We start from the raw sequence: 23043 nt of genomic DNA on the forward strand, positions 1-23043 counted from the left end.
TGATTTAGTAACTACTTGACGGTTTATAGAGTTATCTTACCGGAAGATATCGACTTCGCCTAATGATTCGAGATCGCTTTTGAAGGTTGGGTACCTCGAAAAGTTGAAGTACCGTTTACTTACCAATACAAAACGATGAGAATATGTGCCCAAGCATGTCGTCAGCACTGACTGTGCCAGTAATTGTGCCAAGCTCATCATGTGCCAGGCGCAGCTCTTCGGCTAGTAAATCAAGCACACGATCGTCATACATAGCATGCTCAATCGCCCTATCGAGATGTCTGGATGCTGATTCAAGTGCTAGCACGTGCCTTTGCCTTCCAAGCCATGGTGATACGTCCCCAAGTTGTCTTCCAGCTTTGGCTAGGATCAGTGATTTGAGGCGATCTATACCATAGCCGGATTTGGCAGAAACCATTATTTTTTCACCAATTTCTTCTAAATGTATTGATTTTTCATTTATAAGATCGCTTTTGTTATTAACACGAACTATTGCCTTGTTCGCAAGTTCAGGTTGGTTAGGCCATTGTTCTAGCAAAGAGTTTGGTTGTCTCGCATCCACAATATCGAGAATCAAATCAGCCTCAGCGATAGCTTGCCAAGAGCGTTCAATCCCTATGGCTTCAATCTTGTCAGTTGTCTGACGCAAGCCAGCAGTGTCGGTCATCAGTATCGGCACCCCATCGATATCGAGAGTTTCTCTTATGCGATCTCGCGTTGTACCAGCAATATCGGTGACGATGGCAATATCTTGTCCGAAAATAGCATTTAACAAGCTAGATTTACCGACGTTTGGTTCACCAGCCAGTACAACTTTTAAACCCTCTTTTAAATAACTGCTCTGTCTAGATGTCGTCAATACGACATCTAACTGCTCTTTGATAGATGCGAGCCTGCTACGCACTTGATACTTTTCAATGAACTCGATCTCTTCTTCGGGAAAGTCCAGAGTCGCCTCAACCAGGATTCTCACTTCAGTGATTGATAGCGCCAATTTTTCTATCTCTCGCGAGAACGTGCCAGACAGCGAAGCAGCAGCTGCTTTGGCTGCTGCAGTTGAGCTAGCCTCAATCATGTCGGCAACAGCCTCGGCTTGAGCTAGGTCTAATTTGTCGTTTAAAAACGCACGAAGTGTGAATTCACCCGGCTCGGCTAGCCGCAAGCCTATTGATTGACCGATAGTCAGACACCGCTTTAACAGCAATTGCATAACTGCAGGGCCACCGTGCCCTTGCAATTCGACAACATCTTCGCCGGTATAGGATTGAGGTGCCTGAAAGTAAATGACGATTGCTTGGTCAATTAGTGAACCATCGGCATCTAGTATGGGTAAATAGTGGGCTGATCGCGGCGAGGGTGTAAAGCCAGCTGTGATTGCTTGAAAGAAATTTTGTAAATTTTTGCCCGACACTCGTATGACACCGATGCTGCCGCGCCCACTAGCAGTTGCGATAGCAGCGATCGGGTCATCATTGGTCATTGAAATCAGCGATGTGGCTGGTTCGCTGCCTGCGTCATTTTGTGAGTGATATACCACTGTTGCGCAATAGAAAGTATGTTGTTGACCACCCAGTAAAGCACCAAACCGGCCGGGAAAAAGAACATGAAGCCGCCAAAGACGAGTGGCATGATCATCATCACCTTTGCTTGCATCGGATCGGGGGGTGTTGGGTTGAGCTTAATTTGCAAGAACATCGTAGCCATCATGATGACTGGCAAAATGTAAAGCGGATCTCTGGCCGACAAGTCGTCAACCCACAGAACCCATGGTGCACCGCGCATTTCCACGCTAGCCAACAACACCCAATAAAGTGAGATAAATACCGGAATCTGAATCAAAATCGGTAGACAACCACCAAGAGGGTTAATCTTCTCGTTGCGGTACATCTCCATCATGGCCGTGTTCAGCTTTTGACGGTCATCCCCGAACTTTTCTTTTAGTGCTTGCAGACGAGGAGCAACCTGCTTCATCTTTGCCATCGAGCGATAGCTAGCGGCTGACAAGGGATAAAACACTGCTTTAATCAGCACGGTCAGCGCGACAATTGTCCAACCCCAGTTACCAAGCAGATCATGAATCCAGGTCATCAAGATAAACAGGGGTTTGGCAATGATGGTCAACCAACCATAGTCAACCACAAGATCCAGTCCAGGCGCCAAAGCCTCCAACCGATCCTGATCTTGTGGCCCAACCCATAGGCTGCTCTTGATCGTCGAGGTCGCGCCAGGGCCTACATCACCAATACCTTCAATGCTTCGAACCGCATAAAGGTTGTCTCCCACCATCGCCATGTCATAGCTACGTTGAACACCTTGTGGTGGGACCCAAGCAGTTACAAAATAGTGCTGGATCATGGCGAACCAGCCATTATCAGCAGTCTTAATGAACGTGGCGTCTTTTTTCTCGATATCGGAGAACGATACCTTCTGGAATTTGTCTTGTTCCGAATAAACGGCCGGGCCGGTAAACGTGTGATAGAAACTCGAGGTGTCTAGAGGATCATCACCATCACGCGTAATCTGAAGATAGACAGACGGGGTAACGGGAGAATCGCTTATGTTTTGAACATCGTGTTGAACATCGATTACGTAGTCACCACGCTTGAAAGTAAAAGTCTTGATGACCTTCACACCCCCAGATGTAGCCTCAAATTGAACGTCGAGCTTATCGCCCTGCAGTTCAGTATCAGTGCTAATCATGCGAAAGGGCACTAAATGCGTCGGATAAGACGTCCCGGGTGGACCCACTACACCAGTCTGCACAATATAGGTACGACCACCGTTTTGCTCGAGCAAAACGGTCGGCTCATCAGGGTTGCTCTTTGATGGATAGTTCAGCAACTCAGCACGAATGAGTTGTGCACCATTTAGATCAAAAGTCAGCTTGAAGACGTCGGTTGTAATCTCGACGGTCTCACCGGGTGCGGGCATTGGGGCGGGGGCCGTAGGATTTTGAGCGCCGCTTGAGGCTTGACTAGGAAGCTGTCCTGCAGGTACAGCACTATTATTTGCAGTAGTCGCCGTCGAGGCTGACTGCTCGCCTGTATTGGAAGTCGCCGTTGATGGGGTCTCGCCAAACAGAGATGTACCGGTTTGATGAACCTGCCAGTTGTTCCAAAGCATGAGCAATGAAAAAGCAAAAATCATTAGCAGGATTGTGCGACGGATATCCATTCTGACCTAGATGTGAAGTAGCTTAAGAAACACAGCAGTTTAGCCTTAATTGTTGTCACTGTTTGTTGCGGCTAGTCGGTGGCACAGGGTCATCACCGCCTTTGGCCCAAGGGTGACATCTACCAATTCGCCTAATCCCAAGCCAGCTACCTTTGATTGCACCATGTTGTTTAATACTTTGAATGGTGTATTCGGAGCATGTAGGATTGAAACGACAGTTTGAACCAAGCCACGGACTAAGAAAATATTGATAACCCCGGACGAGCTTGATGAGTATCCAGCGCATCATTTTTTTAAACTCGCTTTAATCAATATCGAATCAGCTTGTTGCCTGATAAGCCGTTTCAGCTCAGTCAGTGAGACCGTTGGTAAGGGCGCTGCCAAACGAGCGACGTAGTAGCCACCAGGTAGTTTGGATTGTTGGTGTCTAAACGACTCACGCAGCACTCGTTTGATTGCGTTGCGCTGAACGGATAGCCGAGCCAGGCGTTTCGGAATGATTAATCCAAGCTTTGGCTGGCAGTTGTCGGTGGCCTCCACAGTTGGAGACTTGCACCAGTGAAACGTCAGCAAAGGGGAGCGACCTACTGGCCTTGAACGAAGCGCTACAGCGAACTGTTCTGGTGATAGGAGTCGTAATTTACGGCTAAAAGATAAGGATGAGGAGGCCAAAATTGCCTCCTTTAGTGGGCGGAGGTCTCTGAAACGGATGCAGAAAACCACTCCCAGCGCGCTAGCAACTGGGTAGTCCCTGACGGCAGCTCAATCTGAAATATCAACAATGTACCGTTAAGCGCCGTTGAGATTTTTATACGGCTAGACGCTTGCGACCTTTAGCTCGACGTGCGTTAATCACGGCACGACCGCCACGGGTCTTCATACGGACACGGAAGCCATGGGTGCGCTTGCGACGGGTGACTGATGGTTGGTAAGTACGTTTCATGATGAGTTGTAGCCCAGAAATATTGGGGAAAGCCCTCTATTTCATCAAAAATTGGGCGCTTCGTCAAATTTTAAGCCCCTAAACTCGTTATAGCCTGTGGATAAGTCTTCCTCGGGCAGGGTAAAATAGCCAAAACTCAAAGACACCCATGGATGAATTCTGGCAATCTTGCCTGAGGCAACTCGAGCAAGACCTACCCCCTCAGCAATTAAGTGCCTGGATTAGGCCAATTGTTCCGCGTACATACGATGCGGAGCAAGGGGTGCTGTACTTGACGCTACCGAACCGTTTCAAGCTCGACTGGGTTAAAAGAAACTTTTTGCCGCGATTGCAACAATTGGCAACTGAGTGGCATGATGCCCCTGTCGAAGTGGCGCTTGAGTTGGCAGTCAATGAGCAGCAGGCGCACCAACCTAGCGCGGCTCAGGATCAAACACCCAGTGCAGTCACGCAGACCACGACGCCACCGGCCTCAGCGCCGCCAAGCTCTGACAATCGCTCCAGACTGAATGGGCAGCTAACGTTTGCTAATTTTGTGACAGGTAAGGCGAACCAGTTGGCACGTGCAGCCGCACTACAGGTCGCTCAAAACCCTGGCACCTCATACAACCCGTTGTTTTTATATGGAGGGGTAGGTCTCGGCAAAACCCACCTGATCCATGCAATTGGTAATGCCGTTATCGATCACAAGAGCAACGCCCGTGTTCGTTATGTTCATGCTGATCAATACGTATCGGATGTCGTCAAAGCCTACCAAAAGAAGGCTTTCGATGATTTCAAGCGCTATTACCACTCGCTAGATCTTTTGCTGATTGATGATATTCAATTCATCTCGGAAAAAAAACGCACACAAGAAGAATTTTTCTATGCGTTTGAAGCCATGGTCGCGCAGGGCAAACAAATCATCATCACGAGCGACACCTATCCAAAAGAACTAGCCGGCATTGATGACAGACTAATCTCGAGGTTCGATTCAGGCTTGACGGTGGCAATCGAGCCGCCAGAGCTTGAAATGCGAGTAGCGATTTTGTTAAAGAAAGCTCAAGCTGAGGGATTCACGATGCCCGAGGAAGTTGCTTTCTTCATCGCCAAGCACTTGCGTAGCAATGTCAGAGAGCTCGAAGGGGCGTTGCATAAAGTGTTGGCCTACTTACGCTTTCATGGACGAGACGACCTTACGCTTGACATCTGTCGCGAAGCGCTCAAGGACCTTTTGTCGGTGTCTAGTGGCCAGATCACTGTGGAGAACATTCAAAAAACGGTCGCGGACTTCTACAAGATAAAAGTGGCTGACATGTATTCCAAACGACGTCCGGCCAATATCGCTGTACCTCGGCAAGTGGCCATGTATCTAGCTAAAGAGCTAACACACAAAAGCTTGCCCGAAATTGGTGACCTATTTGGTGGCCGCGACCATACCACTGTCCTGCATGCTGTGAGAAAAATATCGGATTTGAGAAGCAAGCAGGCCGAACTTAACCATACGCTGCATGTGCTCGAACAAACTCTAAAGGGATAAATTCATGCAACTTATCAAAGCAAATCGCGATGCGTTACTAAAGCCGCTAACCACGGTTGCCGGAATTGTCGAGCGCAGGCATACATTGCCGATACTCGCCAATATCCTCATACGCAAGCGTGGCTCAGAGGTTTCATTTATCGCCACAGACCTTGAGGTCCAAATTACGGCAACAGCGCAGTTCGGTATTGGTGACGATGATGTGGCTGTGACCGTTGCCGCCAGAAAACTTCTAGATATCTTGCGCGCCTTGCCAGACAGCGAGCAAATTACGCTTTCTCAAAGCACCAACAAACTGACCGTGCAGTGTGGCAAAAGCCGATTTTCATTGCAAACCCTGGCAGCGCAAGAGTTCCCGACGCTGGCCGAACCAGAAGTGATTGACGTCAGTGTCTCGATCGCACAAAAGACGCTGAAGCATTTGTTTGGCATGACGCACTATGCGATGGCTCAACAAGATATCCGGTATTACTTAAATGGCACCTTGATGGTGTTTGAGAGCGACACGTTACGGGCAGTAGCCACCGATGGTCATCGTCTTGCGCACTGCAGTTGCCCCGCCACCGGCGTGCAAACCCGTTCGGAAATTATCCTGCCGCGTAAGACGGTGCTGGAATTGCAGCGACTTCTAGAAGATAGCGATGAACAGGTTTCAGTAGATGTGGGAGCCGGGCAAATACGTTTCCGCTTCGAACAAGTTGAATTGATCTCAAAGCTGGTGGAGGGCAAGTTCCCTGATTACAAACGAGTCATACCAACCAATTACACCAGGCACTTTGATGTGTCACGAGAGGACTTGCTTGCTAGCTTGCAGCGGGCATCGATTCTGAGCACTGATAAATTGCGTAGCGTTCGCTTTCAATTGGCCGACAATACGCTGACGGCCTCATCGACAAATGCTGAGCAAGAAGAGGCGCTTGAGCAAATTGAAATCGACTACACCTTTGAGCCACTGGATGTTGGCTTTAACGTCAGCTATCTGCTGGACTTTCTCTCTAGCATCAAGAACGACACAGTTCGATGGTCAGTCATGCCAGACACAAATGCGTCGGCTTTGCTAACACTGCCAGATGATGACTCTTTCCAATATGTTGTTATGCCCATGCGGATCTAAACCTTATGTCTGATACTGAACAAACAAATCAAGGCGCTTACGGCGCCGACTCAATCAAGATGCTCAAGGGCCTTGAGGCGGTGCGTAAACGCCCGGGCATGTACATCGGAGACACCTCTGATGGCACGGGTTTGCATCATATGGTGTTTGAGGTGGTTGACAACGCAATTGACGAAGCTTTAGCTGGTCACTGCGATGATATTGTCGTCACCATTCATTCAGACAACTCGATTTCCGTGACTGATAATGGTCGTGGCATCCCGACTGATGTCCACAAGGACGATGAGTTTGAGCGCAGTGCGGCCGAGATTGTCATGACCGAGTTGCATGCCGGCGGAAAGTTTGACCAGAACTCTTACAAGGTGTCCGGGGGCTTGCATGGCGTCGGCGTGTCGTGTGTGAACGCCTTATCTGCCTGGCTACGCCTGACGATTCGTCGCAATGGCGAAGTCCATCAAATGGAGTTCCGCCGAGGTGAGCGCGTTGCTCCGTTGACGGTTACGGGCAAGACCGAGCGGCGCGGTACGGAAGTTCACTTTCTCGCGGATACCGAGATCTTCAACAATGTTGAATATCACTATGACATTTTGTCCAAACGGTTACGCGAACTTTCGTTTTTGAATAACGGCGTGAAAATCCGGCTGGTAGATCAGCGCCAGGGCAAGGAAGAGGATTTTGCATTTTCAGGTGGTGTTCAAGGCTTTGTGCAATATATCAATCGCTCAAAAACAGTCTTGCATCCAAACGTGTTTGCCGTAGCGACGGAATCCGAGGCTGGTGGAGTGCCTGTTGGTGTCGAAGTCGCGATGCAGTGGAACGATGGTTATAGCGAACAGGTGCTTTGCTTTACCAACAATATTCCACAGCGTGATGGTGGAACCCACTTAACCGGCCTACGCGCAGCCATGACGCGCGTCATTAACAAATATATCGCCGACAACGAACTCGCTAAAAAGGCCAAGGTCGAAACGACAGGCGACGATATGCGCGAAGGCTTATCTTGTGTGCTGTCAGTTAAGGTACCAGAGCCAAAATTCAGCAGCCAGACCAAAGACAAATTGGTGTCGAGCGAAGTCCGTCCGGCAGTTGAGGAGGCAGTCGCTAAGACGCTGGAAACGTGGCTACTTGAACATCCCAATGATGCCAAGGCCTTATGCAGTAAGGTTGTAGAGGCTGCTCGTGCGCGCGAAGCGGCGCGTAAAGCCCGTGAAATGACACGTCGTAAAAGCGTGCTCGAAGGCGCAGGTTTGCCGGGCAAGTTAGCAGATTGCCAAGAAAAAGATCCTGCATTGTGTGAGCTATATATAGTGGAGGGTGACTCAGCGGGTGGCTCAGCAAAACAAGGCCGTGACCGCAAGTTCCAGGCTATTTTGCCGCTGCGAGGCAAAGTGTTGAACGTTGAGAAGGCTCGATTTGACAAGCTCATTGCCAGCGAACAGATTGCCACATTAATCACTGCATTGGGCACTAGCATTGGACCGGACTTCAACCTCGAGAAGTTACGCTATCACCGAATCATCATCATGACCGATGCCGATGTCGATGGTGCTCACATCCGCACTTTGCTATTGACGCTTTTATATCGTCAGATGCCTCAATTAGTAGAGCAAGGGCATGTCTACATCGCTCAGCCACCGCTCTACAAGGTCAAGGCAGGCAAGGAAGAGCGTTACTTGAAAGACGAACTTGAAGAGGCACAGTTCATGTTGCAGATGGCCTTAAAGGATGCCGAGGTTATTCCAAGGGAAGGTCAATCACCGATTCGAGGTGAAGCACTTGAAGAGCTCGCACGCCAGTACTCACTTGCCGAAGCTGTAGTTGCCCGCCTGTCACGGTTCATGGATGAGCAAGCCTTAAATGCCATCGTCGGTGGTGTTAGCCTTAAGCTAGACACATTGGAGCAAGCCCAGCGTAGCGCTGCAGAATTGCTTGCACACATTCAAGACCCTCTTTTGCCTGGTGTCGTCGATGTACAGGCTCAGGTGGACACCAAGACTGAGAAGTTCAAAGTCATGGTGTTGCGCAATCACCATGGCAATATCCGCGTTACTAACTTTGATGAAGACTTTGTCAACGGTGCGGACTATGCGGTGTTGGTCAAAGCTAGTGAAACCTTCAAGGATTTTGTGGGTGCGGGCGCGTTCGTGGCTCGAGGTGAAGGTGAGAAACGTAAAGAGTCTGCTATTGAAACCTTCGGTCAGGCGCTTTCATGGTTACGCAGCGAAGCCGAACGAGGCGTTAGCAAACAGCGTTACAAAGGTCTTGGCGAGATGAATCCCGACCAACTTTGGGAAACAACCATGGATCCAGCAGTGCGCCGCTTGTTGCGCGTTCAAATTGAGGATGCAATCGCAGCCGACGAACTCTTTACCACGTTAATGGGTGATCAGGTCGAACCGCGCAGGGATTTCATCGAAACGCACGCCCTGCAAGCATCGAATATTGATCTGTAAGTAGGCTCATGTGGGCAAGCGGAGCGCTTGCCCACTCTTTTAAGACAAAGTAAGCCGATGAGCCAGACGCTACCAGCCCGAACCGGTTTCCCACATGACGGGTGCATTCGCTTGTTTGGCTTTGCGCATCATGGCTAAGACAGGGTAAGCGCGTTGCTCGAGCAATACGTGCTCTTTGGCTTTGCGCTCATCGTCATCATCATCAGGGGCTGGTCTTGGTTGTTCGGCCGCGATAGCGCGTTCCAAATTGGCGATGGCTTGGTCAAGTTGCTCGGCGGTAAAGACCCCGCGTTCTGGCACGGTTGTACCGATTTCCTTGCCAGCGGCTTTCAAAACCTGTTTAGCGTGTTCGCCCATCATCAAAACATCGGCATCGACTTTACTACTAAAGGTAACCAACATGGCTCGACCCTCCTGCAACGTTAGCGCCGACACAAATAAACTGGCCGGCTAATCATCTTTCTTCAGGCTATCATTATTTTTTTACTTTTTGCGTGAAATTTTTATGCTTCCTGCGCAATCGCAAATTCTTGAGCGAGCTTTAACCGAAATCGCCACCACATTGGCACCAACGGCTACGCCCAAGGTGACACTGGAGCGACCCAAAGTGGCCGAGCACGGCGATATGGCGACCAACGTGGCCATGCAAATCGCAAAGGCGGCAGGTAAACCGCCCAGAGAGCTTGCGCAGCAGATCATGGACTTGCTGGGTAAAAATCCCGAGGTGAGGGATTTGCTAGATGCAATGGAAATCGCAGGCCCAGGATTTATTAATTTCAGGCTATCCCAGACCGCCTTGGTTGCCGTTCTTGACGAGGTAGTGCGACAACAGGATGACTTCGGTACATGGCCTGCAACCGGTCAAAAGGTGCTTGTAGAGTTTGTCTCGGCCAATCCCACTGGACCTTTACATGTGGGGCATGCCCGCCAAGCGGCCTTAGGTGATGCGCTGTGCCGGCTATTTCAAGCTGATGGTTATGAGGTATCTCGGGAGTTCTACTACAACGATGCTGGCAACCAAATCGAGAACTTGGCTGCCAGTGTTCAAGCCCGCGCCCAGGGTATCGATCCAGACTCGCCGCAGTATCCAGCAGATGGCTACAAGGGAGACTACATATTTGATATTGCTCGTGACTATCTTGCCAAAGCCACAGTGCAGGCTAGCGATGGCGAGCCGGTAACAGCTACAGGCGATCTCGAAGATCTGAATGCGATCCGGGCTTTCGCAGTTGCTTATTTGCGTCGAGAGCAGGATCTCGATTTACAGGCCTTTGGCTTGGTTTTTAACAATTACTTTCTGGAGAGCTCGCTATACACCAGCGGCAAAGTGCAAGACACGGTGGATCAGTTGATCGCTTCTGGCCACACCTATGAGCAAGACGGCGCATTGTGGTTGAGAACCACAGAGTTGGGTACGGGTGATGATAAAGATCGCGTCATGCGCAAGCGCGAAGGGGGCTACACCTATTTCGTGCCGGACGTGGCCTACCATGTGAACAAGTGGCAACGGCAATACCATCAAGCAGTCAATATTCAGGGTTCAGATCACCATGGCACAGTGGCGCGAGTTAGAGCCGGTCTGCAGGCGCTTGATATCGGTATCCCCAAAGACTACCCCTCTTACATCTTGCACAAGATGGTCAAGGTAATGCGTGGTGGCCAAGAGGTAAAGATCTCCAAGCGCGCAGGCAGTTATGTCACCATGAGGGATCTGATCGATTGGGTTGGACGTGATGCGGTACGGTTTTTTCTGATACAGAGACGCGCGGATACAGAGTTCGTGTTCGATGTCGACCTTGCCCGATCACAAACTGATGAGAACCCGGTTTATTACGTGCAATACGCGCATGCTCGAATCTGCTCTATTTTGTTGCAGGCCGCGCTTGAGCCATCAAGGATTCATGAGGCAGACCCCTTGAAATTAACTGCGCCAACCGAACAAACCTTGTTACGCCGCCTCGCAGAGTTTCCTGGTTTGGTACGTCAGGCTGCTAGTGACTTGTCGCCACATTTGGTGGCTTTCTGGCTGCGTGATTGTGCGTCGGATTTCCATGCATGGTACAACGCAGAAAGAGTTCTGGTTGATGATCAGGCGTTAAAGCTAGCACGCCTCAGATTGGCCGATGCGACTCGTCAGGTCATTGCCAATGGCTTGGATTTATTAGGTGTGAGCGCCCCTGAGCGGATGTAAAGAATTTAACCATGGCAAAACAAAAACGAACCTCTAGAGGCGGCACGTTTTACGGCTTGATTGCTGGGCTGTTGATCGGTCTATCGGCTGCGGCAGCGGTTGCGTATTTCGTCATGAATTCGCCTATGCCGTTCGTTGACAAAGCCAGTCGCTCGGTTGCCGATACCCAACTTAGCCCTGAACAATCACCTGACCCGAATCAGGGTTTGGTTCCATCGGCGGGGACGCCAAGGGATAACAAGGATACGCTCGGTGAGTTGATTGCTACTTTGCCAGTGGATCAGGGACAGGCAAAGCCGCCTTTGCCAGCGCCACCACCGCCAAAGGCGTTGCCAAAGTCGGTGGCACCACCACCGGCAGCTGCGCCAGCAGCAGGTACCAACTATTACTTGCAAGTTGGCGCGTTCAGGGTGCTAGAAGATGCTGAGTCATTGCGAGCAAGAATGTTGCTTTTGGGGTTACCGGTTCAGATACAGCGAGCCGAAGTTAATGGCATACAAGTCAATCGCGTGCGAGTCGGGCCCTACGCGAAGCTCGATGACATGAATGCGGCACGGGAAAAATTGGCTGCTGAGAAAATAACCGCGAACGTTGTTCGCCAATAATCGTCAAACAGAGCGTTTGGATATAACGAGGGGTTTATTGTCATGCTGAAGTTTTTTGTAAAGTTCATCGGAATAGGCTTGCTCACAGCAGGGGTCGCGGTTGCTCAGCCGGCGGACAAGTTTGTCAACGTCAATCCGCCTCAACCGACCGAGCCAGGCAAAATAGAGGTTTTAGAGTTTTTCGCTTATACCTGCCCGCATTGCGCGGTGCTCGAGCCGCTTGTGACCAAGTGGAAAGCAGGCTTACCCAGCAAGGTGGCCTTCAGCTCGGTGCCCGTGGCATTTAATCAGGCGATGAAGCCATTTCAGTACTTTTATTATTCACTCGAGGCCGTGGGGCGCCTGGATTTGCATCCAAAGTTCTTTGTCGCTTTGCATCAAGAGAAAAAGCGTCTGTTCTCGCAAGAGGCCATGATTGACTGGGCAGTTGATCAAGGCGTTGATCGCAAACAGTTTACGGCAGCGATGAACTCCTTTGGTGTTAAGTCCAAAGCTACTCGGGCAGATCAACTTGCCAAGGGCTATGCCATACAGGGAACGCCGTCAATTGCCGTAGGTGGCCGCTATTTGACCTCACCGTCTGAGGCGGGCGGATATCAGGAAACCATCGATGTGGCCAGCGAGCTGATCGAGCGGTTTTAATCCACAACGGCCTGTTATGCGGGATCAGGCAGGACTGACAATGCCTGATCCAAATCAGCTATCAAGTCTTCAACGTTTTCCAGGCCAATGTGTAGCCGCACGACAGCTTTGCCTTGTTCTTGCCAGTAATGGTGATTTGTCAGCGCTGCTGGGCTGACCCACTGAACCAGGCTCTCAAATCCTCCCCAGGAAAACCCGATTCCAAATAGCGTCAGACGATCAACAAATGCCTTGGCATCGGTTGGTGTGCAGTTAAGCGATATGCTTAACAGGCCATTAGCCCCGCTACAGTCGCGTCGCCACAGACCATGGCCGGGATCATCTGGCCATGCCGGGTCGTAGATTCGGCTCACCTTGGGATGTGTCGCCAGAAACTCACTGACTCTGCGAGCCTGATTGGCGTGCTCACGTAGTCGAAGACCCAATGTCTTGGCACCCCGCAGTGATAACCAGACATCATCGGCACTGATGCTATTGCCCAGGGCGTATTGCATTTGGTTGATCTGACCAGCAAGGTCGTCGCGATTAGTGACTACTGCGCCAATCAATAGGTCGGAGTGACCATTGACGTATTTCGTGCCTGCGATGATGGAGATGTCGGCACCTAGCGTCAAAGGCTGGTAGATGTAGGTTCCCCAAGTGTTATCGGTAGCCACAACAAGACCATGGCGATGTGCTTTGGCGCATAAATCTGGCAGGTCTAGCATTTCCATCAGTAACGACCCGGGCGATTCGAGATAAAGCATTTTGGTATTGGGCCGGATTAACGTGTCGAGGTCATCTTTGCTAGGCGAAAAAAAAGTGGCCTCGATATTTAGCCGTTTCAGCAAGGTGTCATTGAGGTTTCTGACGGGCCCGTAAACATTGTCTGAAATGAGGACATGATCACCAGCCTTAAGCACACTCATGAAGACCAAGTGAATGGATGCCAAGCCAGAGCCGCTAAGCACGCAGTAATTGCCGTTTTCCAGCGTATTAAACACCTCCTCAAGCGCCCGGTGAGTCTGCAGCCCACCGATACCGTAAGTGAACACGCGCTGCCCATCGGCACGCTTGGCCAAGGTCTTTTCGAGTGCGCTCAAGTTCTTGAATCGGACGGTACTTGTGCGTACCGATGGCAGGCTGACGGGCGCACTATCGGTCAAGGGGTCAAACGGTGCGCTGTCAATATGCAGCAGCTTCGTGTCTCGGTGATGTGTCATTGCTCTGTATGCCGTTTGTTATTTTTCAGGCCCGAACGAACTCAATGAGCCCATCTTCCTGGACCTGGCGTTTAAGTTTGCCTTCAAAGTAAAGGGCATGCAGGTGCGCAATAGCCTCGCCCATGGCAAAAGTCATCTGGTGTAAATCGAGCTTGCGTTTAAAGAGCACGGGAACGATGTCAAATGTCGATTTCGGGGTATCACAGGCTTGCAAGACCTCATCGAGTCGTTCCTGATGGTGTTGGTGTTGTTGGGCGATACGTTCGTGTAGACCCACAAAAGGCTTTCCGTGTGACGGCAGCACCAGTGTGTCCTGTGGCAGACCCGCGTATTTATCGAGGGACTTCAGGTACAACGGCAAGGGGTTGCCAAGCGGCTCAAGGTTTTGCACGCTAACGTTGGTGGAAATCCTCGGCAGAACCATGTCACCAGATATCAAGAGATTTTTTTCTGCACAAAACAACGACAAATGTTCTGGCGCATGCCCGTAGCCCGAAATGACGGACCAGTCAGATCCTCCGATTTCAAGGGTGTCACCATCCATTAATCGAATGAACTGATCAGGCACTGCAGGTACCATGCCTTTGTAATATGAAGACCGGCCCCGAATTTGCTCGAGCGACTCTGGGTCGCGCATGCCATGGGCGTGGAAATGTCGATATGCACCCTCTCCGCCGGCGGCGCTGCTGCTGCTGCCGCTAGACCATAGACGAGCCGTCATGTAGTCAGTCATGCTCATCCACAGGGGTGCTTGCCAGCGCTCGCACAGCCAATGAGCCAGTCCAATATGATCCGGATGCATATGGGTTACCACAACCCGAAGCACCGGCAAGCCGTCAAGCACGTTGTCAAATAAAGACTCCCAAAGCGCTTTGACCTCATCACGTGTGATGCCACAGTCAATGATTGTCCAGCCATCGGTACCCTCGATGCGGTCCCGAACTAACCAGAGATTGATATGATCAAGGGCAAACGGCAATGGCATTCGAATCCAGTGCACGCCCGGACCGATTTCAATGCTGCTGCCCGGTTCAGGCATAGAGTTCTCTAGTGGGTAGATTAGTTTGTGTTCCTGAGGGTTCATCTGGTTTGTCTCTAGATTGAAATTTTTGATTTAAACGTTGATCCATCATACGACTAGAAATGACGGATCGCCACTTCATCATTGATGGTTGACTGTTTATGCAAACATCCGACACGCTAGTTGTGGAGCCCAAGCCAGTAAAGCTAGATCCTGCCGAGGTTGCTCGCATGATTTTGGCGGGTTTTGATCGTCACTATTCGTTGTTTCGCTACGGAGCCCAACGTGCCAAGTCTTTATTTGAATCAGGTGACTGGCTTGGTATTCAAAAACTCTCGCGAGAACGAATTGAATACTATGATCGGCGCGTGCGCGAGTGCCTGGCTAAATTAAATCCCGTACTTGCCCGTCAGGCTGGTAGTCAGGACCCTGTTATGAGCACGGAGCAACAGCAGTTTTGGCAGGCGGTACGGCAAAGTTTTGTGACACTGCTCTCGGACCACCAGCAGCCGGAGTGCGCTGAAACTTTTTACAACTCAGTCACCTGTAGAGCTTTGCATCGCGATTATTTCCACAATGATTTTTTGTTTGTTCGGCCTGCAGTTGCTACAGACTATCTGGATAGTAAGCGGCCAGTCTATCGCGCCTACTATCCGACTCGAGATGGCTTGCGTCGTTCGTTGACGCAAATGTTTGCTGACTTTGGATTAGCGTGTGGGTTTGCTAATTTGCCACGCGATGTTCGTCTGTTGGCGCGCATGGGTTGTCGCAAGCTTGCCAAACGGATTGAAAGAACCAGTGGTCATCGGCTGGCCAGCGATTGCCAGTTGCATGTGCTCGGTAGTCTTTTCTATCGAAATAAAACTGCCTACGTCGTTGGTCGACTCATTAATCAGGGAACCTTATATCCTTTCGTGATTCCGTTGGTGCGTAATGTGGCTGGTCAGGTTGAGGTTGATGCGCTGTTGGCCGATGATGCCGATTTGAGCACCATCTTTAGCTTTACACGGGCTTACTTTTTGGTCGATATGGAGGTCCCGGCGGCATATGTTGAATTTGTGGCCTCATTGATTCCGCGTAAAGCCAAGGCAGAGATCTACACCATGGTCGGCCTGCAAAAGCAGGGCAAGACGCTTTTTTATCGCGACTTTCTGCAGCACCTCGCGCATTCGCATGACCAGTTCGATCTCGCGCCAGGCATCCCCGGGTTAGTCATGAGCGTGTTTACATTGCCCTCTTACCCTTACGTCTTTAAGTTGATCAAGGACAAAATTTCCAAGGAGGGCATGACACCGGCCACCGTTCGAGCGAAATATCAGATGGTCAAGTTGCATGACCGTATTGGACGAATGGCTGACACTTGGGAGTATTCGCAAGTGGCTTTGCCCAGGCAGCGCTTTTCTGACGCACTTATTGCAGAGCTTGAACGCGTGGCACCAAGCCAGGTGGAAATCCGCGGTGATTTATTGGTCTTAAAGCACCTGTATATTGAACGCCGCATGACGCCGCTTAATTTGTATTTGGTCGATGCACCGGAAGCACTGCGGCACAAGGCGATTGTAGATTACGGTGATGCGATCCGAGAGCTCGCGGCTGCCAATATTTTTCCGGGTGACATGCTGTACAAAAACTTTGGTGTTACCAGACTCGGTCGGGTTGTTTTTTACGACTACGATGAGATACAGCCGATGACGGAAATGAACTTTCGCGCCATTCCTCCCGCACCGAATGAAGAAGCCGAGATGGCCAGTGAGCCATGGTATGCGGTGGGACCCAATGACGTATTTCCAGAAGAGTTCGCGACTTTCTTGCTAGGCAATGCAGAAATCCGTACGGTTTTTCGTCACGCTCACCACGAATTGTTAAGCCCTCAGTGGTGGCAAGGCTGCCGCGAACAGGTTGCTAGAGGCGTATTTCAGGATCCAAGACCTTATGCGTCTGATAAGCAGTTGCGGCCTACAACGGTTACCTGAGTGGGGTGGGCTCGACAGTGACGGCGATGCTCAGCTCATGATGTCCTCCACCTCGAATAATGCCCCGCAATGGTGAGATGTCCCCAAAATCACGACCTTCAGCCAGGCAGACATGGTCAAGATCAGCGATGGTGGCATTGGTTGGATCAAGCGCCAACCAGTTGCCGGCAGCATTCGGACAATAGACGTTGACCCAGGCATGGGTGGCGTCAGCGCCGCGTAGGCGCTCTTGTCCTGGTGGTGGTTTGGTGAGCAGGTAGCCACTGACATATTTAGCGGATAGCCCCAGTGTTCGCAGACACCCAATCATGATGTGTGCAAAGTCCTGACATACGCCTTTACGATGATTGAACGCCACTTCCAGCGGGGTGTGCACTTCGGTCGAGCCGCTTTCATAAGTAAAGTCATGAAAGATGCGCTCACACAACTCCATGGCTGCCAAGCCAATTGGGCGGTTGCGAGTAAAAGACGGCAAAGCATATTCTTTTAGCGAAGCTAACCAAGCAACGTAGGGGCTAGGCCAGACGAACTCAGACGCGGCGACGAAAGGTTGTTCAAGTGAGTACACCATTGAGTCGCGAACCAGTTCCCAAGCGGGTGTTTCCGACAGCGTTAGGTCGCCATAGCGCCGACGAACCTCAACGGTGCTTCTGCAATGGACATCGAGTGCTCGATGCGGATGAGTCAAAGCAAAGAACACACGATGATTGCCAAAGGCATCGGTCTCGGTTTGCATTTCGTCGGGAGTCGGTGTCACAACGAGTTGATAATCAGTCACGGTCTGCCAAACCGTGTTTTGCGGGCGCAGATAACCGAGATGTTGGGCAAGAATTACGTCCTGACCATATTGATATTGGGTCGAGTGTTCGATGCTAAGGCAGCTAGTCATGATGCAAATCGCTGTTCGTTAACGTGGGCAAAGAACTGATGCCCGATTTCGTCTGATAACGCCAAGCCAGTCAGGGTAATGTCTTTGACTTGCGCCAGAATATCGAGCGTCGTCTCAGGCGTTATTGTCAGACTCGACAATTTGGCGCTAATCTGCCCACTATCTGGCAGATGTGCCATGTGTTCGGCAAGGCCACTAATCACGGCATGCAGGGCACGCGGATTTGTTTTATCAAGCACGAGCAAATCCAGCAATGCCAGGATTTCCTGTTGTCTTTGATAGCGAGTTCGATACGTAATGCCGCTGTCAAATAGTGTTAGCAACGAATCAAACCCTTGCTCGGTGTAGACAGCTGCCGATTCAAAGAATTGGTTAATCATTTGCGATTGATTGATGAGTCGCTCAAGCAAGCGTCCGACTGCCAGCATCCGCCAGCCAATATCCTTCGTCATACGATCAAGCTGATACCCCACGAGGGCTGCCAGAGGTAGCTCGACCGCATCGAGCACCTGCATCATGTCATTGCCAGAGCGCGGAGCGATTAGCATCGCCTTGATTTTGGTGGGGATCTCTACGTGCTCGGCAGGTAAGCGGTCACGCACTGACCGCATGGCATTTAGCATCGCCTGTACAACATCCATCAAGCCACCACACCCAGATTGCCGCAGGCGGCTGATGACCTCATCACCAAACACAGCTGGCGCATCGGACATGGAGGGTCCATCGAAGCGAACCAGGCTTTGGGAGCGTGCCAGTTGTGTGACGGCATCGTTTAGCGTTGACAGACTCGCGACCCGGTTGGTCGAAAGCAGCATCAGGATCTCGCGTGCCAATCGAACCATCGCTTCAGCGCGTTCGGTGTATCGCCCTAGCCAGAACAGATTTTCTGCTGAGCGACTAGACACAAGCTCGTTATCGGTGTGCCAACGCTTGGCTGATGTGTGGCTAGGTAGCATCGAAAAGTTGTCTACTTCTTCGTTTGAGATGATCCAAGTATCCAATGTACTGCCGCCACTGCGAATGGACACAATGTGGGGGTCAAGGGCTGCTACGCGAGTCATGCCGCCAGGCATGACATGCCATTGTTTGTCCGGGCCAATCAGGGCATAAAAGCGCATCATGGCTGTTCTCGGCTCTATGTGCTGGCCATTAAAGATTGGCACTTGAGAAAACGGTAAGTAGGTTTGCGTGGTGTAGATGTCGGGCTGCCGCTCAATTCGCGCGCGCCAATGATTTCGGGCAGACTCATCTAGCAGGCTGGCAATGGCAGGTTCGAAGTTGGTTGACTGGCGGTTGGCAAAGGTGGGTTTGATCACTTGGCTGTGCAGCCTTGGACTGACATCTTTCCATGCGGCGGTTTCCCCACACCACCAGGTATGCAGTGATGGCATCAGTAGTGGCTCACCTAAAAGGTGCTCCGAAATAGCGGGCAAAAACCCCTGTATTGCTGGTGATTCAAGAAACCCTGTTCCCAATGCATTGGCCATCACAACCTTGCCAGCTCGAATTGATTGCAACAACCCAGGAATGCCAAGTGCGGAATCGGCACGCAGCTCTAGCGGATCGCAGAAGTCATCATCAAGCCGACGCATCAAACCATGGATACGTTGCAGTCCCTGAACTGTTTTCAGGAACACTTCGTTATTGCGTACAGTCAGATCGGGTCCTTCGACTAATGGAATGCCAAGGTATCGCGCAAGGTAGGCATGCTCGAAATAAGTCTCGCTGTATGGGCCGGCAGTCAGAAACGCAAACCGAGGTGTTCCGTTGGCCAAAGGCTGAGCTTGCGCCTCAAGACCAGCCAAAAGTCTACGGTAGCTCTTGGCTAGGTGTTGCACACGCATCTCACGGTAGGCTTGGGGAAACAGACGCGAAATAATTAGACGATTCTCTAGAACGTAGCCAAGCCCCGAGGGTGACTGTGTCCGTTGCCCAATGACCCACCAGCCGCCCTGCTCATCACGTGCGAGGTCGAAGGCAATCACATGAAGATAGATATCATCAGGCACTTTTACGTTTCGCATGGCGTGCAGATAGCCAGGGTTGCCTAACACCAGTGCACTGGGTAGATAGGCAGCTGCCAGCAGATCGCCTTTCTGGTAAACGTCGTGAACAATGCTGTTTAAAAGCTTAGCGCGTTGAGCCAGCGATGCTTCGATGTGACGCCATTGATCGGCATCGATCACCATCGGCAGAGGATTTAAAGACCAGGGCCTTACCTGATCTTCCCGGTCAACGAATACGTTGTAGGAAATGCCATTTTGTGAAATGACCTGGTTGACGTTGTCAGCTGACTGCGCCAGATGTGCGACGCCGTCTGCGCCAAGCTTGGTGAACAAAGACAACCAGGGCTCGCGCATCGCATCTGGCGAAGATCGCATCTCATCAAAGTGCCCGGGTTTGGCTGGCGCTATCTGACGACAAAGCGAGGATAGCCAGTCACCAAGGTGTTGTTGAGTCTGCGGTGTTGCTGTGTCGTCAGTTTGGGCAGATGAGCTCATGAATCAATTCAGAATGGTTTCTTTGGAAAGCCTTGAAAGTGTATCGACAAATCCAGCACCGCCGAAAACCAATGCGCCCAAATGGGGCGCTAACGCCCATCTTGGTGCATAGAGAAGACTGCCTTGCGGTCAATGCATCATGTCGTGGCAAACATGAGCAATTCGCGTGCCAAGCTGGCCCCATACTGACCATATGGCACGAGATTTGCTGTGAACAGAAGGCAAATCCAATCAAGGCAGCTCTTTTTAGCGGTGAAAGATAGTGAATCAAGTAAAACCGAATACCTACGATGAAATGCTGCAGGCACTTTCGGTGTCGGGTGAGCCACCAGACTTTTGTCGGGGCGTGGCTCGCGAACACTATCTACAAGTGCAGCGGTGGCTTGCACAGCAGACCCTTCAGAGCCTGCAAGCTAGACATGAAGAGGCTGAGTTGCTTTTTCGGCGGGTGGGCATCACTTTCGCTGTTTATGGCGATGACGATGGAACGGAGAGAACCATCCCCTTTGACATTGTTCCGAGAGTTTTTCCGGAACACGAATGGGTCAAACTGCAACAAGGCCTGCAGCAACGTGTTCAGGCATTGAACCTGTTTTTACGCGATGTCTATCACGAGCAAAAGATCCTGAAGGCGGGCGTGATTCCGCCCGAGCAAGTGCTCGGAAATACTCAGTACCGTGCTGCCATGACAGGGGTAAAAGTATCGCTAGATATTTATGCCCATATCGCAGGCATTGATCTGGTACGGGCTAATCACGGGCAACAAGAAGGGGAGTTCTTTGTGCTTGAAGATAACCTTCGAGTGCCATCGGGCGTCTCTTACATGATAGAGAACCGCAAAATGATGATGCGGTTGTTCCCCGACTTGTTCAGTGCACATCGCATCGCGCCAGTCGAACACTATCCCGATTTGTTGCTAACAGCCCTGCAGCAGGTGTCCCCACCCACACAGCACTACAGCAATGTAGTCGTCTTAACGCCAGGCATGTACAACTCGGCCTATTTTGAGCATGCGTTTTTAGCGCAACAAATGGGGGTGGAATTAGTTGAAGGCCAAGATATGTTTGTGGATGACGATGATGTGGTGTACTTGCGCACAACACAGGGTCCGCGGCGTGTTGATGTCATTTACCGGCGGGTCGATGATGATTTTCTGGATCCAGAGACTTTCAGAGCTGACTCTGTTCTGGGGCCGGCGGGATTAATGCGGGCTTATCGCGCTGGCAATGTTGTTATATGTAATGCTGTGGGGACAGGCGTTGCAGATGACAAGTCGATTTACCCTTATGTGCCAGAGATGATACGGTTTTATCTGTCTGAAGAGCCTATCCTAAATAACGTACCCACTTACCTTTGTCGCAAGCCCGATGAGCTTTCGTATGTCTTGGCTAATCTAGAGCAGTTAGTCGTTAAGGAAGTGCATGGTGCGGGCGGCTATGGCATGTTGATTGGTCCTGCGGCCACTCGCGCCGAAATCGAGAGTTTCCGTCAGCAATTACTTGCCAGACCAGATAACTACATTGCACAGCCGACTTTGTCGCTCTCGACATGTCCAACATTTGTCGATGCTGGCATCGCCCCAAGACATATTGATCTGAGACCATTTGTGCTGTCTGGCAAGGAAGTTCGAATGGTACCCGGCGGGTTGACCAGAGTGGCACTTAAGGAGGGTTCACTGGTGGTGAATTCCTCGCAAGGTGGTGGTACGAAAGATACATGGGTGTTGCAATCAACAGGACGTGGAGGGCGATAACCATGTTGTCACGAACAGCAGACCATTTGTACTGGATGTCTCGCTACACCGAACGAGCAGAAAATACTGCACGCATGCTCGATGTGAGTTGGCAGATGTCGCTATTGCCGCAATCCGAGCAGGCCGCCCAAGCTGCCTGGAGGGCGATGCTGGAGATCTCGGAACTGACAAACTCATTTGATCAGAAGTATAGAGAGGTCACACCGGCCAATGTCTTGTCGTACATGACGCAAGATATGGATAACCCATCCTCAATCATGAGCTGTCTGCGAGCTGCCCGAGAAAACGCGCGTGCCGTGCGCGGCGCCATGACCACGGACCTGTGGGAAACGGTTAATGCCACCTGGCTAGATGCGCAGCGTCAGATCAGTCAAGGTGTGCTGAAGATAGCGCCGATGGATTTTTTCGAATGGGTCAAGCTGCGTTCCAATCAATCGCGAGGCGTGCATATCGGAACGATGATGCGGGATGAAGCGTTTCACTTTATTACCCTGGGTATTTTTATCGAACGAGCAGATAATGTCGCGCGCCTGCTGGACGTGAAATTTCTGGCGGCATCCCAATACATGGACGCAGATCTGGAGCATGTGGAGGATTTCTACTACTGGGCTGCGATCCTGCGCTCATTGTCGGCATTTGAGAACTACCGAATGATGTATCGCAATGCGATTACGCCAGAGCGGGTGGCAGATCTGATGATATTGAGCCGTCGCAACCCGCGCTCACTGGTGGCTTGCCTGGAGCAAATTGTCGAGCTCCTGACCCGACTAAGAAACGCGAGCTCAGCGAGGGCCGAGCATGATGCGCGTGCATTGTTGGCACGTTTTCGGGATATGGAGATTGAAGAAATCTTCGATGAGGGCATGCATGACTTTCTGGGGCAATTTTTAGTAAAAATCAATCAACTGGCGCTAGACATCAGCGAGCATTTTCTGGTTCCGCTACAGCCATCAATCAAATCAGCATGAGGCAAGCGGATTAACACCTAAATTGCTTCGTCCAATTTCAGCAACGGTTCGCGTTTATTTGCCCGGTTGACCCCGATGCAGAGTGCTCGTGCTTC

General features: G+C 51.0%; 19 protein-coding genes. 9 read left to right on the forward strand and 10 right to left on the reverse strand.

What is annotated here, in order from left to right; genetic code table 11:
- Window positions 1-115 precede the first annotated feature (115 nt).
- The 5 genes from mnmE to rpmH form a co-directional block, all read right to left on the reverse strand.
- Window positions 116-1480 carry a tRNA uridine-5-carboxymethylaminomethyl(34) synthesis GTPase MnmE gene (mnmE, locus tag DHf2319_RS00925; protein WP_243478940.1) on the reverse strand — a complete coding sequence of 455 codons (1365 nt, stop codon included), beginning with the start codon at window positions 1478-1480 and terminating at the stop codon, window positions 116-118.
- Window positions 1481-1485: 5 nt separating this feature from the next.
- Entirely contained in the window at window positions 1486-3174 is a 1689-nt protein-coding gene (gene yidC, locus DHf2319_RS00930; RefSeq protein ID WP_243478941.1) for a membrane protein insertase YidC, read from the reverse strand.
- A 55-nt stretch (window positions 3175-3229) separates the two neighbouring features.
- A complete protein-coding gene (gene yidD, locus DHf2319_RS00935; RefSeq protein WP_243478942.1) occupies window positions 3230-3463 on the reverse strand; it encodes a membrane protein insertion efficiency factor YidD in 234 nt (77 codons plus the stop codon).
- Window positions 3460-3897: a ribonuclease P protein component gene (locus tag DHf2319_RS13130; RefSeq protein WP_369810204.1), complete on the reverse strand. Its 438-nt coding sequence runs from the start codon at window positions 3895-3897 to the stop codon at window positions 3460-3462. Before DHf2319_RS13130 ends, yidD begins: the two co-directional genes overlap by 4 nt.
- 85 nt (window positions 3898-3982) lie before the next feature.
- Window positions 3983-4117, reverse strand: coding sequence for a 50S ribosomal protein L34 (gene rpmH, locus DHf2319_RS00940; protein ID WP_006578231.1), 135 nt, complete (start codon window positions 4115-4117; stop codon window positions 3983-3985).
- A 148-nt stretch (window positions 4118-4265) separates the two neighbouring features.
- On the opposite strand from rpmH, the gene dnaA reads away from it, so the two are divergent.
- Genes dnaA through gyrB form a run of 3 tightly spaced genes read left to right on the forward strand, consistent with a single transcriptional unit; the run spans window position 4266 to window position 9203 of the window.
- The gene (gene dnaA, locus DHf2319_RS00945) at window positions 4266-5636 is read left to right on the forward strand and encodes a chromosomal replication initiator protein DnaA (protein ID WP_243478943.1); all 1371 of its coding nucleotides are present in this window, start codon (window positions 4266-4268) and stop codon (window positions 5634-5636) included.
- A 4-nt stretch (window positions 5637-5640) separates the two neighbouring features.
- Window positions 5641-6750, forward strand: a complete 1110-nt coding sequence (dnaN, locus tag DHf2319_RS00950; RefSeq protein WP_243478944.1) for a DNA polymerase III subunit beta — start codon at window positions 5641-5643, stop codon at window positions 6748-6750.
- Window positions 6751-6755: 5 nt separating this feature from the next.
- Complete coding sequence (gene gyrB, locus DHf2319_RS00955) at window positions 6756-9203, forward strand: DNA topoisomerase (ATP-hydrolyzing) subunit B (protein WP_243478945.1); 2448 nt, start codon at window positions 6756-6758, stop codon at window positions 9201-9203.
- Between the two features lie 69 nt (window positions 9204-9272).
- On the opposite strand, the gene DHf2319_RS00960 is transcribed toward gyrB, so the two are convergent.
- Entirely contained in the window at window positions 9273-9605 is a 333-nt protein-coding gene (locus tag DHf2319_RS00960; RefSeq protein WP_243478946.1) for a DUF1840 domain-containing protein, read from the reverse strand.
- A gap of 103 nt (window positions 9606-9708) precedes the next feature.
- Here DHf2319_RS00960 and argS point away from each other — a divergent pair, with 103 nt between their 5' ends.
- The 3 genes from argS to DHf2319_RS00975 are packed head-to-tail and all read left to right on the forward strand — an operon-like array spanning window position 9709 to window position 12641.
- Entirely contained in the window at window positions 9709-11394 is a 1686-nt protein-coding gene (argS, locus tag DHf2319_RS00965; protein WP_243478947.1) for an arginine--tRNA ligase, read from the forward strand.
- A gap of 11 nt (window positions 11395-11405) precedes the next feature.
- On the forward strand, window positions 11406-11999 hold the full coding sequence (locus DHf2319_RS00970; RefSeq protein WP_243478948.1) for an SPOR domain-containing protein: 594 nt from the start codon (window positions 11406-11408) through the stop codon (window positions 11997-11999).
- Window positions 12000-12041: 42 nt separating this feature from the next.
- Window positions 12042-12641 (forward strand): thiol:disulfide interchange protein DsbA/DsbL, encoded by a 600-nt coding sequence (locus DHf2319_RS00975; protein WP_243478949.1) that lies wholly within the window; start codon window positions 12042-12044, stop codon window positions 12639-12641.
- A 14-nt stretch (window positions 12642-12655) separates the two neighbouring features.
- On the opposite strand, the gene DHf2319_RS00980 is transcribed toward DHf2319_RS00975, so the two are convergent.
- Window positions 12656-13843, reverse strand: a complete 1188-nt coding sequence (locus DHf2319_RS00980; protein WP_243478950.1) for a trans-sulfuration enzyme family protein — start codon at window positions 13841-13843, stop codon at window positions 12656-12658.
- Between the two features lie 25 nt (window positions 13844-13868).
- A complete protein-coding gene (locus DHf2319_RS00985; RefSeq protein ID WP_243478951.1) occupies window positions 13869-14927 on the reverse strand; it encodes an MBL fold metallo-hydrolase in 1059 nt (352 codons plus the stop codon).
- Window positions 14928-15025: 98 nt separating this feature from the next.
- Between DHf2319_RS00985 and aceK the strand changes: the two genes are divergently transcribed.
- Window positions 15026-16837, forward strand: a complete 1812-nt coding sequence (gene aceK, locus DHf2319_RS00990) for a bifunctional isocitrate dehydrogenase kinase/phosphatase (RefSeq protein ID WP_243478952.1) — start codon at window positions 15026-15028, stop codon at window positions 16835-16837.
- Here the strand turns inward: aceK and DHf2319_RS00995 are convergent.
- Window positions 16830-17726, reverse strand: a complete 897-nt coding sequence (locus DHf2319_RS00995) for a transglutaminase family protein (protein ID WP_243478953.1) — start codon at window positions 17724-17726, stop codon at window positions 16830-16832. The genes aceK and DHf2319_RS00995 overlap by 8 nt on opposite strands.
- Window positions 17723-20227 carry a circularly permuted type 2 ATP-grasp protein gene (locus DHf2319_RS01000; protein ID WP_243478954.1) on the reverse strand — a complete coding sequence of 835 codons (2505 nt, stop codon included), beginning with the start codon at window positions 20225-20227 and terminating at the stop codon, window positions 17723-17725. The genes DHf2319_RS00995 and DHf2319_RS01000 overlap by 4 nt, the downstream gene beginning before the upstream one ends.
- Window positions 20228-20522: 295 nt before the next feature.
- On the opposite strand from DHf2319_RS01000, the gene DHf2319_RS01005 reads away from it, so the two are divergent.
- Both DHf2319_RS01005 and DHf2319_RS01010 read left to right on the forward strand, forming a co-directional pair.
- Window positions 20523-21980: a circularly permuted type 2 ATP-grasp protein gene (locus DHf2319_RS01005; RefSeq protein ID WP_243479957.1), complete on the forward strand. Its 1458-nt coding sequence runs from the start codon at window positions 20523-20525 to the stop codon at window positions 21978-21980.
- Between the two features lie 2 nt (window positions 21981-21982).
- Complete coding sequence (locus tag DHf2319_RS01010) at window positions 21983-22948, forward strand: alpha-E domain-containing protein (RefSeq protein ID WP_243478955.1); 966 nt, start codon at window positions 21983-21985, stop codon at window positions 22946-22948.
- Window positions 22949-23043: the final 95 nt, after the last annotated feature.

The sequence above is a fragment of the Orrella daihaiensis genome (assembly GCF_022811525.1).
Taxonomy (GTDB): Bacteria; Pseudomonadota; Gammaproteobacteria; order Burkholderiales; family Burkholderiaceae_B; genus Algicoccus; species Algicoccus daihaiensis.

Excerpts from the sequence above, each read along its gene's own strand:
- mnmE (WP_243478940.1), bottom strand. The coding sequence starts at position 1,480 with ATGACCAATGATGACCCGATCGCTGCTATCGCAACTGCTAGTGGGCGC.
- yidC (WP_243478941.1), bottom strand. The coding sequence starts at position 3,174 with ATGGATATCCGTCGCACAATCCTGCTAATGATTTTTGCTTTTTCATTG.
- yidD (WP_243478942.1), bottom strand. The coding sequence starts at position 3,463 with ATGATGCGCTGGATACTCATCAAGCTCGTCCGGGGTTATCAATATTTT.
- rpmH (WP_006578231.1), bottom strand. The coding sequence starts at position 4,117 with ATGAAACGTACTTACCAACCATCAGTCACCCGTCGCAAGCGCACCCAT.
- dnaA (WP_243478943.1), top strand. The coding sequence starts at position 4,266 with ATGGATGAATTCTGGCAATCTTGCCTGAGGCAACTCGAGCAAGACCTA.
- dnaN (WP_243478944.1), top strand. The coding sequence starts at position 5,641 with ATGCAACTTATCAAAGCAAATCGCGATGCGTTACTAAAGCCGCTAACC.
- gyrB (WP_243478945.1), top strand. The coding sequence starts at position 6,756 with ATGTCTGATACTGAACAAACAAATCAAGGCGCTTACGGCGCCGACTCA.
- DHf2319_RS00960 (WP_243478946.1), bottom strand. The coding sequence starts at position 9,605 with ATGTTGGTTACCTTTAGTAGTAAAGTCGATGCCGATGTTTTGATGATG.
- argS (WP_243478947.1), top strand. The coding sequence starts at position 9,709 with ATGCTTCCTGCGCAATCGCAAATTCTTGAGCGAGCTTTAACCGAAATC.
- DHf2319_RS00970 (WP_243478948.1), top strand. The coding sequence starts at position 11,406 with ATGGCAAAACAAAAACGAACCTCTAGAGGCGGCACGTTTTACGGCTTG.
- DHf2319_RS00975 (WP_243478949.1), top strand. The coding sequence starts at position 12,042 with ATGCTGAAGTTTTTTGTAAAGTTCATCGGAATAGGCTTGCTCACAGCA.
- DHf2319_RS00980 (WP_243478950.1), bottom strand. The coding sequence starts at position 13,843 with ATGACACATCACCGAGACACGAAGCTGCTGCATATTGACAGCGCACCG.
- DHf2319_RS00985 (WP_243478951.1), bottom strand. The coding sequence starts at position 14,927 with ATGAACCCTCAGGAACACAAACTAATCTACCCACTAGAGAACTCTATG.
- aceK (WP_243478952.1), top strand. The coding sequence starts at position 15,026 with ATGCAAACATCCGACACGCTAGTTGTGGAGCCCAAGCCAGTAAAGCTA.
- DHf2319_RS00995 (WP_243478953.1), bottom strand. The coding sequence starts at position 17,726 with ATGACTAGCTGCCTTAGCATCGAACACTCGACCCAATATCAATATGGT.
- DHf2319_RS01000 (WP_243478954.1), bottom strand. The coding sequence starts at position 20,227 with ATGAGCTCATCTGCCCAAACTGACGACACAGCAACACCGCAGACTCAA.
- DHf2319_RS01005 (WP_243479957.1), top strand. The coding sequence starts at position 20,523 with ATGCTGCAGGCACTTTCGGTGTCGGGTGAGCCACCAGACTTTTGTCGG.
- DHf2319_RS01010 (WP_243478955.1), top strand. The coding sequence starts at position 21,983 with ATGTTGTCACGAACAGCAGACCATTTGTACTGGATGTCTCGCTACACC.